This window comes from Actinomadura sp. NEAU-AAG7 (assembly GCF_018603865.1).
GTDB lineage: Bacteria > Actinomycetota > Actinomycetes > Streptosporangiales > Streptosporangiaceae > Spirillospora > Spirillospora litoris.
The window spans coordinates 13630-25599 of sequence record NZ_JAHFZY010000007.1 but is presented as its reverse complement, the minus strand read 5'-3'; the positions used below and the strand labels follow the sequence as shown (position 1 = coordinate 25599).

General features: G+C 72.6%; 10 protein-coding genes. 6 read left to right on the top strand and 4 right to left on the bottom strand.

Annotated elements, in window-relative coordinates:
* Positions 1 to 266: 266 nt before the first annotated feature.
* Positions 267 to 1850 (top strand): MBL fold metallo-hydrolase, encoded by a 1584-nt coding sequence (locus KLI87_RS29915; RefSeq protein WP_214619705.1) that lies wholly within the window; start codon positions 267 to 269, stop codon positions 1848 to 1850.
* 37 nt (positions 1851 to 1887) lie between these two features.
* A complete protein-coding gene (locus KLI87_RS29910) occupies positions 1888 to 2541 on the top strand; it encodes a GNAT family N-acetyltransferase (RefSeq protein ID WP_308166301.1) in 654 nt (217 codons plus the stop codon).
* 19 nt (positions 2542 to 2560) lie between these two features.
* Here the strand turns inward: KLI87_RS29910 and KLI87_RS29905 are convergent, their stop codons facing one another.
* On the bottom strand, positions 2561 to 3361 hold the full coding sequence (locus tag KLI87_RS29905) for an alpha/beta fold hydrolase (RefSeq protein WP_156222846.1): 801 nt from the start codon (positions 3359 to 3361) through the stop codon (positions 2561 to 2563).
* A 213-nt stretch (positions 3362 to 3574) separates the two neighbouring features.
* On the opposite strand from KLI87_RS29905, the gene KLI87_RS29900 reads away from it, so the two are divergent.
* Positions 3575 to 3787, top strand: a complete 213-nt coding sequence (locus KLI87_RS29900) for an MbtH family protein (RefSeq protein WP_156222844.1) — start codon at positions 3575 to 3577, stop codon at positions 3785 to 3787.
* Positions 3788 to 3881: 94 nt separating this feature from the next.
* Here the strand turns inward: KLI87_RS29900 and sbnA are convergent, their stop codons facing one another.
* A complete protein-coding gene (gene sbnA, locus KLI87_RS29895) occupies positions 3882 to 4841 on the bottom strand; it encodes a 2,3-diaminopropionate biosynthesis protein SbnA (protein ID WP_214619703.1) in 960 nt (319 codons plus the stop codon).
* 191 nt (positions 4842 to 5032) lie between these two features.
* On the opposite strand from sbnA, the gene KLI87_RS29890 reads away from it, so the two are divergent.
* Positions 5033 to 6505, top strand: coding sequence for an amino acid adenylation domain-containing protein (locus tag KLI87_RS29890; protein ID WP_214619701.1), 1473 nt, complete (start codon positions 5033 to 5035; stop codon positions 6503 to 6505).
* Between the two features lie 41 nt (positions 6506 to 6546).
* Here KLI87_RS29890 and KLI87_RS29885 read toward each other — a convergent pair whose 3' ends face one another.
* Positions 6547 to 8457, bottom strand: coding sequence for an ABC transporter ATP-binding protein (locus KLI87_RS29885; RefSeq protein WP_308166300.1), 1911 nt, complete (start codon positions 8455 to 8457; stop codon positions 6547 to 6549).
* 468 nt (positions 8458 to 8925) lie between these two features.
* Between KLI87_RS29885 and KLI87_RS29880 the strand changes: the two genes are divergently transcribed.
* A complete protein-coding gene (locus tag KLI87_RS29880; protein WP_156222840.1) occupies positions 8926 to 9402 on the top strand; it encodes a hypothetical protein in 477 nt (158 codons plus the stop codon).
* A gap of 17 nt (positions 9403 to 9419) precedes the next feature.
* Positions 9420 to 11072, top strand: coding sequence for a carbamoyltransferase C-terminal domain-containing protein (locus tag KLI87_RS29875; RefSeq protein WP_308166299.1), 1653 nt, complete (start codon positions 9420 to 9422; stop codon positions 11070 to 11072).
* 27 nt (positions 11073 to 11099) lie between these two features.
* Here KLI87_RS29875 and KLI87_RS29870 read toward each other — a convergent pair whose 3' ends face one another.
* Positions 11100 to 11930, bottom strand: a complete 831-nt coding sequence (locus KLI87_RS29870) for a carbon-nitrogen hydrolase family protein (RefSeq protein ID WP_214619699.1) — start codon at positions 11928 to 11930, stop codon at positions 11100 to 11102.
* Positions 11931 to 11970: the final 40 nt, after the last annotated feature.

The following is an 11970-nucleotide window of genomic DNA, read 5'->3' as shown; positions in this document are numbered from 1 at the left end:
CGATCAAGTTCGCGGCCCGTTCAACTGACTCAACGACCCGGTTGAACGGCGCCCGCTCCATTTCGCATGTTCAATTCCCCGGGGCATGCGCGGGGGATCATTGCCCGGCCGCGAGTGGAGAAGACATGCTGATGCGGGAGTGCGTACGAATGCGCGGCGCGGCGCGCGGGTCTTTCGCCCGTTCCTTTCGCCCGTGCCTTGGAAACGCGGGCCCTTTCGTTCTGGCGACGGCCCGTGCCATCGGGTTCCTGGAGGTTGAGACGTAGATGACCGACGAGAAGCTGTTCCTGCGGTCGAAGGTGATCGTCGAACCGCTGGTGGACCGGTTCTTCGCGTGGCCCTACACGGTCGCGCCCGTCCAGGCGGCGATGAACCTGGCGTTCCTCCAGGTGCCGCTGCTGGAGTCCTACCTCCAGTCGCCGCAGGTCCACATCGCGGCGAGCAACAACCCCGAGCTGCGCGGCGGCTACTTCATCAACATCCCCGAGGAGCGCGCCGACGAGGTGCGCGACCTGCTCGCCGCCATCAAGCGCGACCGCGCCGACATGCTGCGCTTCGCGCAGGCGATCGCCGACGGCCAGGAACTGCTGCGCGCGAACGCGACCGGGTTCGACCTCACCCCGCTCTACCCCAAGCTCCCCTCCGAGCTGGGCGGGCTGGTGGAACTCGCCTACGACACCGACAACCAGGCGCAGCTCCGGTTCATGGAGCCGGTCGTCTACAAGAGCGACTACTACACCAACGCCCGCCAGTCGGTGCAGCTGTCCTTCGAGACCGGCATCGAGCGCCCGTTCATCCTCAGCACGCCTCGGCTGCCGTCCCCGGACGTCCTGGAACTGGACATCCCCTTCGACCACCCCGGCCTGGAGGAGCTGTTCAAGGCCCGCGTCCAGCCGACCACCCTCGCCCACCTGCGCGACGCGCTCGGGCTGGACGACGCGCAGGCCGCGCACCTGTCGGGGATGCTGAGCGAGCGGCCGAGCCTCGCCGCGGACCGGCACATCGAGGGCGGCGGCCGGATCCGCTACTTCGGGCACGCGTGCCTCGTCCTGCAGACGCCCGAGGCCGCCATCGTCACCGACCCGTTCATCAGCGCCGACAGCACCGCCGGCGACCGCTACACGCTGGACGACCTGCCCGACCACATCGACCTCGTGCTGATCACGCACGGACACCAGGACCACATCGTCCTGGAGACCCTGCTGCAACTGCGCGGACGCGTCGGCGCGATCGTCGTGCCGCGCTCCTCGCGCGGGAACCTCGCCGACCCGTCCATGGCGCTGATGCTCCGCCACCAGGGCTTCCCCGTCATCGAGGTCGACGACTTCGACGAGGTCGACTTCCCCGGCGGCCGGGTCGTCGCCACGCCGTTCCTCGGCGAGCACTGCGACCTCGACATCCGCGCCAAGTCGACGTACTGGGTCGAGCTGGCCGGACGCAAGGTGTTCGTCGGCGCCGACTCCTCCGGCATCGACCCGAGCCTGTACCGGTACGTGAAGGGCCACCTCGGCACCGCCGACATCGCCTTCCTCGGCATGGAGTGCGACGGCGCGCCGCTGACCTGGCTCTACCAGGCGCTGCTGACGGTCCCGGTCACGAAGAAGATGAGCAACTCGCGCAAGCTGTCGGGCTCCAACGCCGAGCAGGCCGCCGCGATCATGACCGAGCTGGGCGCCACCGAGGCCTACGTCTACGCGATGGGCGAGGAGGACTGGCTCGGCCACGTGATGGCCACCACCTACAACGAGGACACCTACCAGATCAAGCAGATCGAGGAGTTCCTCACCTGGTGCTCCGACCGGGACATCAGGGCCGGGCACCTGTTCAAGCAGCAGGAGTGGCGCTGGTAGTCCCCGCCGTCCGTCCAGCCAACGAGGGGGGCCGCCGGTGACGAGCACCGGGACCGACACGACCGGCATCGACACCGCCGGGATCGAGACCGCCGGGATCGAGACCACCGGGATCGACGTCACCGAGTGGACGCTGGAGATGCGCGACCGCGCGGACCTGCGCCCGGCCGCCGAGCCGCCAGGCGAGATGACCTTCAGCCTCGCCCGGACGGCCTCGCCCGACCTGAGCCGCGCGCTGTACGCGGCGGTCGGCGCCCGCGTCTGCTGGACGGACCGGTTCGGCTGGACGCACGCCGACTGGGCGCGCTGGCTGGCCCGCCCCGGCCTCGCCACGTGGATCGCTATGGCCGAGGGCACGGTCGCGGGCTACTTCGAGCTGGAGGCGCAGCCCGGCGGGGACACCGAGGTGCACCTCGTCGGGCTCGTCCCCGCCTTCGTCGGCCGCGGCTTCGGCGGCCACCTGGTCGAGCAGTGCGCCCGCCGGGCCTGGCGGCGCGGGAAGGTGTGGGCCGAGGACCTCGGCCCGGCCCGGCGCGTCCACCTGACGACCAGCACGCTCGACCACCCGAACGCCCGGGGGAACTACCTGCGGCGCGGGTTCACCGTCGCGGCCGAGCGGACGTGGCGCAAGGCCGTCCCCGACCCCCGCGCGGTGGCGTGGCCGCTGCCCGCCGACCCGCGCCCGGTGTGAGGCCGGCCGCCCGGGGCGGTCAGTTCTTGGCGAAGAACTCGACGATGGCGGTGTTGACCGCGTCCGGGCGCTCCAGGTTCCCCAGGTGGCCGCAGCCGGGGATCTCCACGAGGTCGCAGTCCGGGATGGCGTCGGCGACCTCGGCGACCAGGTGCGGCGGGCAGACCAGGTCGTCGGCGAAGGCGATCGCGCGGCACGGCACCGTGACGCCCCGCAGCGCCTCCCGCCGGTCCCCGGCCGGCTCGACGGTCTGCTGACCGGGCGCGACGTCGTCCCCGCCCGACATCTCGAAGACCTCCAGCCAGCCCCCGATCGCCGCCTCGTCGTTCAGCGTCGCCGGGGACAGCATCTCCACGACGGTCCGCGCGGCCCGGTAGGCGTCCGGCAGCCGGACGCCGCTCTCGCGCAGCACCCGGTCGGCCGCCGCCAGGGCGCGGCGCGCCGCGTCCGAGCGCGCCCGCGTCGCGATCAGCACCGCCGAGCGCACCAGCTCCGGCGACTCCAGCGCCAGCTCCTGCGCGATCATCGAGCCCATCGAGGTGCCGACGAGGCGGCACGGCCCGATCCCGAGCGCCTCGACCAGGCCCCGGGTGTCGGCGACGAGGTCGGCGAGCGCGTAGTCGCCGGGCGGGACGTCGGAGGGCGCGATGCCGCGGTTGTCGACCACGATCGTCTCGTAGCCCGCCCGGTGCAGCGCGGGCGTCTGGTGCAGGGTCCAGACGCGGCCCGCCGCGCCCGACCCCATGATGAGGAGCACCGGCTCCCCGCGTCCCGCGCGCTGGTAGGAGAGCCGGATCCCGTTGGTGCTCACGAAGGGCATGCGCCACCCTGGCACCGCGCGAGCGGGCCGATCAAGGGCGCCGCGGGGCGCCGCCGGAGCCGGTCCCACCTGGTGTTCAACCGGCACACCGGCGCAGTCGAACGCCTCCCGCGCGGGCCCCGCGGCGGGCCCTGCGGTGGGCGTTGACGCGGCCACGGGGACGCGCGCCATAGTGGGTGCGCGTGGGCCGATCACCTGAGAGAGGACGGCGAGATGACCAATCCGTTCGACGACCCCGATGCCAGCTACCTCGTCCTGGTCAACGACGAGGGCCAGCACTCGCTGTGGCCGGTCTTCGTCGAGGTGCCGGAGGGATGGGAGAAGGTCTTCGGCGAGGCGGGCCGGCAGGACTGCCTCGACTACATCGAGCGGTCCTGGACCGACATGCGGCCGAAGAGCCTGATCGCGGCGATGGAGCAGCGCTAGCCCGTCCCCGCGACCATGTGGCCGACCGCCGCGTGGCCGACCGCCGCCCGGCGGCTCGGCCGCGCGGCGGTCGCGTCGGGGCCGGGACGCCGCGTCAGGACCGGGCGGGGAGCGCGCCGAAGTGCTCCTCCAGCCAGCTGTCGGCGTAGATGGAGTCGAGGTAGCGCTCACCGAGGTCGGGTGAGATCGCCACCGCGACCGGCTCGGCGCCCGGGTACTTCTCCCCGAGCCAGCGGACGGCGCCGCTGACGACCGTGCCGGTCGAGCCCCCGAACAGGAAGCCCCGCGCCGCCAGCGCGTGGCACGTCGCGATCGTGTCGGTCTCCGGGACGAACACGACGTCGTCGATGTAGTCCTCGTCGAGCAGTTCGGGGCGGCGGCTCGTGCCGAGGCCCGGCACGAGCCGCCGCTCGGGGATGCCGCCGAACGTCACCGACCCGACCGCGTCGACCGCGACGATCGTCACCGGTTTCCGGTGCTCCTTGAAGTAGCGCGCGCAGCCCATCAGCGTGCCCGTCGTCCCGGCGCCGACGAAAAGCACCTCAAGGCCAGGAAAGGCGCTCGCGATGGCGGGCGCGGTGCGCCGGTAATGCGCCCTCCAGTTGCTCGGGTTCGCGTACTGGTTGAGCCACACGTAGTCATCGCTGGACGCGCACAGTTCCCGCACGTGGCGGATCCTGCTCTCCAGGAAGCCGCCATTGGTGTCCGGCGTGGAGATCACCTCGACTTCCGCGCCGAGCGACCGCATCAAACGCAGCGAGGCGGGGTTGCAGCGCGGGTCGGTGACGCACCGGAACCGGAGCCCGCGGCTCGCCGCGATGAGCGCCAGCGCGATGCCCAGATTGCCCGACGACGACTCCACCAGCACGGACTCCGCGCCGAGCACGCCCTCCTCCTCCGCCGCCTCCACCATCTGCGCCGCGGCCTTGAGCTTCACCGACCCCGCGAAGTTGAATCCCTCACATTTCAGGAACAGCGCGGAGCCGATCGGCCCGCGCAGGTCGACGTACAGGTCCTCGACGTTGAACTCGTGTGGCGAGTCGATAATGGTCACGTTGCGCACACCCCAATGAATGACAGGCAGCGGTGACGGCAGGGTTCCGGGAGAAAGGAGAATAGGCAAATCGGTACTGGGTGCCGTAGCCTCGGTCACCGTACTGTAGGGCAGCGAATCACAAAAGCTGCGTTCATCCCCGTGGCGCGGGGTAATGGCCCTCAAGTGTCGAACTGTTTGGGAGCGGAATCATGACGATCGCGCGGACCCTGCTCGCCCCCTCGGAACTGCCGGAACTGCCGATCGCCGATCCCGACCTGCGGCGCGCGCGGGAGCTGGCGCTCGGCCGCGAGCACGAGGCCGACCTCGCCGACGCGGTGATCACGCACGTCGAGCGGTTCGCCGCCGCCGGGGACCGCCCCGCCGTCCAGGACGAGCGCCGCCGGGTCGGCTACGCCGAGCTGGCCGCGGAGGCCCGCCGGGTCGCCGCGCTGCTGGAGCGGCACGGCGCCGGGCGCGGCACCGTCGTCGCCGTGGGCGGTGAGCGCGGCGTCGACGTCATCGCCGCGTTCCTTGCGATCGAGCTGCTCGGCGCCGTCTACGTCCCGGCGGACGCGGGCTGGCCCGCCCGGCGCGTCGCCGACGTCCTCGGGCAGGCGGGCGCGGTGCTGCTGCTCGCCACCGACCCGGGCGAGGTGACGGCCGCGCTCACCGAGGGCGCGGGGGAGGCCGGCGTGCCGGTGGTGCGCGCCGCCGACGCCGCGTCCGCCGAGCCGTGGCGGGGCGCCGCCCGGCTCGACGGCCCGGACCAGCCCCGCTACATGCTGTTCACCTCCGGCTCGACCGGCAGGCCCAAGGGCGCGGTGGTCGAGCACCAGGGCATGCTCAACCACCTGCACGCCAAGATCATCGACCTCGGCATGACCGCGTCCGACGTCCTCGCCCAGACCGCCCCGCTCGGCTTCGACATCTCGGTCTGGCAGATGCTCTGCCCGCTGCTGCTCGGCGGCCGGGTCACGGTCGTCGCCGACCGGACCGGCCACGACTCGGCCGCGTTCGCCCGGCACGTCGACGCGGAGGGCGTCACGATCGTCGAGCTGGTCCCGACGATGATCCGGCTGCTGCTCGACGACCTCGCCGAGGCGGCGGACGCCCCCCGGATGAGCGGCCTGCGCTGGATGCTCGCGACCGGCGAGGAGCTGCCCACCGAGCTGGCCCGCCGCTGGCTGGCGGAGGTGCCGCACGCGAGCCTCATGAACGCCTACGGCCCGACCGAGTGCTCCGACGACGTCACCCACCACACGGTCACCCCCGCCGACCTCGGGCTGCTGCGGCTGCCGATCGGCGCCCCCGTGATCAACTCGCGGCTGTACGTCCTGCGCCGCGAGGACGACGGCTGGCACGCCGCCGAGCCCGGCGAGGCCGGCGAGCTGTTCGTCGGCGGCACCTGCGTCGGCCGCGGCTACGCCGGCGACGCCGACCGCACCCGCGACGCCTTCTTCCGCGACCCCTTCGAGACCACCGCGACCGGCCGCCTCTACCGGACCGGCGACGAGGTGAAGGTGCTGCCGCAGGGCGTCCTGCAGTACCTCGGCCGCGTCGACCGGCAGGTCAAGATCGCCGGGGTGCGGATGGAGCTGGGCGAGATCGAGGCCGTCCTGCAGCGCCACCCGAGCGTCGGCGCCGCGGCCGTCGTCGTGCACGACTTCGGCGCCGCGCGCTAGGCGAACGCGGGGATCGCGCGCCGCCGGTCAGGTGCCGCCGGTCAGGTGGAGCGGACGGCCGGATCGTCCCCCGCCTGGCCGGCGAACTGCGTCCGGTACAGGTCCGCGTACAGGCCGCCCTGGCTCAGCAGCTCCTCGTGCGTGCCGCTCTCGCGGATCCGCCCCGCCTCGACGACGAGGATCTGGTCGGCCTCCCGGATCGTGGACAGCCGGTGCGCGATCACCAGCGACGTGCGGCCGGCGAGGGCCGAGCGCAGCGCCCGCTGGATCGCGGCCTCCGACTCGGAGTCCAGATGCGCGGTCGCCTCGTCCAGGACGACCACCGGCGGCGCCTTGACCAGCAGCCGGGCCAGCGCGATCCGCTGCTTCTCCCCGCCCGAGAGCCGGTAGCCGCGGTCGCCGACCACGGTGTCGAGGCCGTCGGGCAGCGCCTCGACCATGTCCCAGATGCGCGCCGCGACGCACGCCTCGACGATCTCCCGCTCGGTCACGCCCGGCCGCGCGTACTCCAGGTTCGCGCGCAGCGTGTCGTGGAACAGGTGCGCGTCCTGCGTCACCACCCCGACCGCCTCCCGCACCGACCGCAGCGTGAGGTCCCGGACGTCGTGGCCGCCGATCCGCAGCGCCCCCGCGCCGACGTCGTACAGCCGCGGGACGAGCTGGGTGATCGTCGTCTTGCCCGCGCCCGACGGGCCGACCAGCGCCGTGAGCCTGCCCGCGGGCGCCCGGAAGCTCAGCCCGTCCAGCGTCCAGGCGTCGCTGGTCTTCTCCACCCCGCGCCTGGCGATCGACTCCAGGGACGCCAGCGACACCTCCTCCGCCGTCGGGTAGCGGAAGGAGACCCGGTCGAACTCGATGTCGGGCGCCTCCCGCCCGGCGGGCAGGTCGCGGGCCCCGGGCCGGTCGCTGATCAGCGGCTTGAGGTCGAGGATCTCGAACAGCCGGTCGAAGCTGACCAGCGCCGTCATCGCGTCGACCTGGATCGTCGAGAGCTGGTCCACCGGGCCGTACAGGCGCAGCAGCAGCGCCACCATCGCCACGAGCGTGCCGAGCTGGAGCCGTCCGTCGATGATGAGCGCCGCGCCCAGCCCGTAGACGACGGCGGTGATCAGCGCGGTGAGCACGCCGACGAGCTGGGACGTCATCCGGTCGACCGCGATCCCGCGGACCTGGATGTCGCGGAGCCGGCCCGCCCGCGCGGCGAACGCCTCCGACTCCTCGTCCTGCCGCCCGTAGAGCTGGCCGAGCATCGCGCCCGCGACGTTGAACCGCTCGTTCATCAGCGAGCCCATGTCCGCCTCCAGCTCCATGCCGGCGCGGGTGAGCCGCTGCACCCGGCGGGCGATCAGCCGGATCGGCAGCAGGAACAGCGGGATCAGCGCCAGCGACGCCAGCGCGAGCTGCCACGACAGGTAGAACATCGCCCCCACCACGAGGAGCAGGGTCAGGATGGTCGACACCGAACCCACCAGCAGCGAGGTCACCGCCCGCCGGGCGCCGATGACGTCGGAGTTGAGGCGGCTGATCAGCGCGCCGGTCTGCGCGCGGGTGAAGAACGCGAGCGGCTGCCGCTGGACGTGGTCGAACACCTTCGTCCGCAGGACGTAGACGAGGCCCTCCCCGACGCGTCCGGCGCACCACGTCCGCATGTAGTCGACGGCCGCGCTCACCAGCGCCAGCCCGACCACCGCCGCGCACAGCCACAGCACGACCCCGAACCGGCGCGGGATGATCCCCTCGTCGATGATCGCCTTGAGGATCAGCGGGCTGAGCGCCGTGAAGACGGCCTCGGCCACCGTCGCCAGCAGCAGAGCCGACAGCAGCCAGGGGAAGCGCAGCGCGTAGGGGACGATCCGCCGCACGGTGCCGGGCTTGATCCGCTGCCGGGTGATCGAGTCGTCATCGAACCGCCGGCGCGCCCAGCGCCTGATCCTGCCACCTTTTCCGGTCACGAAGGCCCGTCCTCGCTCTCGTTTCGCGCCCGCCCACCGGACGGGACGTACCGGCTAACGCTCACAGATCGGTCCGTTCAATCACACGCGCGCCCGTTCAACTGACGCGCCGAACGCGGTCAAACACCTTGACGGCGTGCGGGACGGCCGAGGAGGAGCATCATCCCAAGGACCCCCTCCTTTCGCCTGTTCGGGCGCATTGCGCCGGGAATTGCCGGACGGAAACGCCGGTGCCCTCCGCGGGGAGCGCCTGGTCACGGCTTCGCGGCCGCCGGCCGGATTTGTTCCGATATTGATCGCAAATAACGGATCTTGTGACTGGTGACCGTCCGGTGAAGATCCGACACGGGCCGTTCTTGATCCATTCGGAGAAGGCCGCGGGATCGGCGCGGGCAATGACAGGGGGCGGGCTTTCTCGATAGCATGGGAAACCGAATTGTCCGGGCCCCGCGTACGGGAGGTCAGCACATGCTCAGCATCCAGCCGGAACTGGTCTGGCAGGGCCGTGTCCACCTCGGGGACGAACCGGGCGTGTACGGCGACGCCGCCTATTCCGGGCTTACCGTCGAGCTTCCGCTGACGCTCCAGAAAACCGATCCCGCCGGGCCCAACACCACCACGTTGCAGGTGTTGACCGAGAATGTCACGACGTTCGCCGGCTACCCGGGCCATGTGGTCTCGGTGATCCTCCACGAGGCCGACCCCGCCCATCCCGGCCACTTCAGGGAGGTCGTGCTCGCGACCACCCGGCTGACGACGTCCGACAACAACAAGGCCGACCTCGCGGTCGACCTCGCGGGCCGCGCGCTGCCCGCCCGCGTCAGCGTCCGGGTGCACGTCGACACCGAGGTCCCGCCGGGCCTGTACAACGACTTCGTCGTCATCAGGCTGGTGAACCGGTCGCCGAACTTCGTGTTCGTCGCGTCCCTGGGATTCGACGCCTGACCCTCGCGGGGGAGCCCGTGGAACACCGTGCGCTGCCCGCGCTGCTGCACAGCCACGCGACCTCCTGGCACGACGGCGGCGTCGCGATGCTGGCGCCGGGCGGCGAGATCGTCGCGCTGGCCTCCGAGCGGGTCGGCGACCGGCGCAAGCACAGCTGGGACTCCCGGCTCGCCTACCGGTTCCTGCGCGACCGGCCCGCCTACGGGCGCCATCTCGGCGGCCCCGGCGACCGGTTCGTGGACAACTCCGGCGGGCTCCGCCGGGAGGACCACCACCTCCACCACGCGGCGAGCACCTTCTACGGCTCGGGCTTCGACGAGGCGGCGGTGCTCGTGGTGGACGGCCAGGGCTACCGCCACGACCGGCTCGTCACCACGTCCGTCTGGCGGGGGACGGCGGCGGGGCTGCGGCTGGTGGAGGAGCTCGCCGCCTCCTCCGGTGTGTTCGCCGCCGAGTCGATCGGCCACTTCTACACGGCGGTCGGCGTGCTGGCGGGAATGGGCCAGCTCAACTGCGAGGGCAAGACGATGGCGCTGGCCGCCTACGGCCGCCCGTCGCACTTCCTCGACCGGCTGCGCCGCTTCGCCGGCACCCGCGACGACGGCCGCTACCGGGTCGATCCCCGGTTCACCTCCGTGGTGCTCGCCAACACCCTCGGCCGCGAGCAGTTCGGGTGGGCGCCGCCCGAGCCGCAGGACCAGGTCCTGTGGGAGGAGTTCGTCCGGGCGCGCGCACGGCCCCCGGTCCCCGGGTGCTTCGACCAGGACGACATGGACATCGCCCACGCGGGCCAGGTCATCCTGGAGGAGATCGTGCTCGGCCTGGCCCGGCGGGCGCACCGGCTCACCGGGAGCCCCCGGCTCTGCCTCGCGGGCGGTGTCGCGCTGAACTGCGTCGCGAACGGGCGGATCGTCCGGGACGGCCCGTTCCGCGAGGTGTTCGTGGTGCCCGCGCCCGGCGACGACGGCCAGGCCGTCGGCAAGCTGCTGCTGGAGGTGAAGGCGCGCGGGCTGCCCGTGGACACCACGATGCGCACCGCCTACTACGGCCCGCCGTACTCCGAGGACGAGGTCGAGGCCGCCGTCGCGGCGGTCGGGGAGCACGTCGAGCACGCGCGGCTGGACGAGGCGCCGCTCCTGGCGGCGGTCGTGGACCGGCTGTGCGACGGCCAGGTGGTCGGCTGGTGGCAGGGGAGGTCCGAGCTGGGCCCCCGGGCCCTCGGGCACCGCAGCATCCTGGCCGACCCGCGCCGGGCCGGGATGCGCGACCACATCAACGCCGCCGTCAAGGACCGCGAGTGGTTCCGGCCGTTCGCGCCGATGGTGGTCGAGGAGCGCGCCGGGGAGTTCTTCGAGCTCCAGGGGCCGAGCCCGTTCATGGCGCTGGCCGTGGACGTCCGTCCCGCCGCGCGGCACCTGATCCCCGCCGCGGTCCACGTGGACGGCAAGGCGCGGGTGCAGACGCTCGGCCGCGAGCAGGACCGGCGCTGCCACCGGCTGCTGCGGGCGTTCGGCGCGCGCACGGGCGTCCCGGTTCTGCTGAACACCTCGTTCAACCGGCGGGACGAGCCGCTCGTCGAGACGCCCTCCGACGCGTGCCGCGCGTTCCTCGCGATGAACCTGGACGCGCTGGTCCTCGGCGACCACCTGCTGACCAAGCGGCCCGCCTAGCCGCGCGGGCCTCAGCCGGGCGGCCCCTCAGCCGGGCGGGGCCGCCGGGCTCCCGACCAGGCCGCGCTGGAGCGCCGACCACGCGGCGAGTTGCTCGGCCCGCACCGTGCGCAGCGCCAGCTCGTCCCCGTCCGCGCGGACCGAGACGTCGGTGCCGTCGGGGAGGAAGATCCCGCTCCGCCCCAGGTAGACGGTGCCGTCGTCGTCCACGCCGTGCCGGTTGCAGAACACGCTGACGACCTGGTTCTCCAGCGCCCTGGCCTGGTGGATGACCCGCAGGAAGGCCACCGACACCGTCGAGGGGCTGAGGACCAGCCGCACCCCGGCGCCCGCCGCCGCGCGCACCGGCACCGGGTCGGCGATGTCCATGCAGATCTGCACGGTGCTCGGCAGGCCGCCGATGTCGATGAGCCGGTGCGGGCTGCGCCCGGCGCTGAACACGTCGAGTTCGGGCCCGAACAGCCGGACCTTGTCGTGCGCCGTGGAGATCGTCCCCCCGCCGACCACGAGCGCGCGGTTGAAGTTCCTGCCGTGGGAGCGGACGGGCAGGCTGCCGACGAACCGCAGGCGCTGCTCCACCGAGACGGCGAGCAGCGGCTCCAGCGGCCGGGCCAGCTCGTCCTGCTCGGGGAAGAACAGGGGGTAGGTGCGGTAGCTGCCGAGGAAGAACTCGGGCAGCACGATGGTCGCGTCGGTGACGCCCCGCACGGCCGAGCGGATGAACCGGACGTTCTCGCGCTCGGAGCGGACCTGGGGCGCGAACTGGAGCAGCCCGATCCGGAACGATCCGTCCCCGCCGACGCCGGCGGGCGCGCCGTTCGGGGACAGCGTGGAGGGGCGCGCGGTGGAAGGAGTCATTCCCAAGTTCTCGAAGATCGATTTGGGGGCCCCTTGAAGC

Excerpts from the sequence above, each read along its gene's own strand:
- KLI87_RS29915 (WP_214619705.1), top strand. The coding sequence starts at position 267 with ATGACCGACGAGAAGCTGTTCCTGCGGTCGAAGGTGATCGTCGAACCG.
- KLI87_RS29905 (WP_156222846.1), bottom strand. The coding sequence starts at position 3,361 with ATGCCCTTCGTGAGCACCAACGGGATCCGGCTCTCCTACCAGCGCGCG.
- KLI87_RS29900 (WP_156222844.1), top strand. The coding sequence starts at position 3,575 with ATGACCAATCCGTTCGACGACCCCGATGCCAGCTACCTCGTCCTGGTC.
- KLI87_RS29890 (WP_214619701.1), top strand. The coding sequence starts at position 5,033 with ATGACGATCGCGCGGACCCTGCTCGCCCCCTCGGAACTGCCGGAACTG.
- KLI87_RS29880 (WP_156222840.1), top strand. The coding sequence starts at position 8,926 with ATGCTCAGCATCCAGCCGGAACTGGTCTGGCAGGGCCGTGTCCACCTC.
- KLI87_RS29870 (WP_214619699.1), bottom strand. The coding sequence starts at position 11,930 with ATGACTCCTTCCACCGCGCGCCCCTCCACGCTGTCCCCGAACGGCGCG.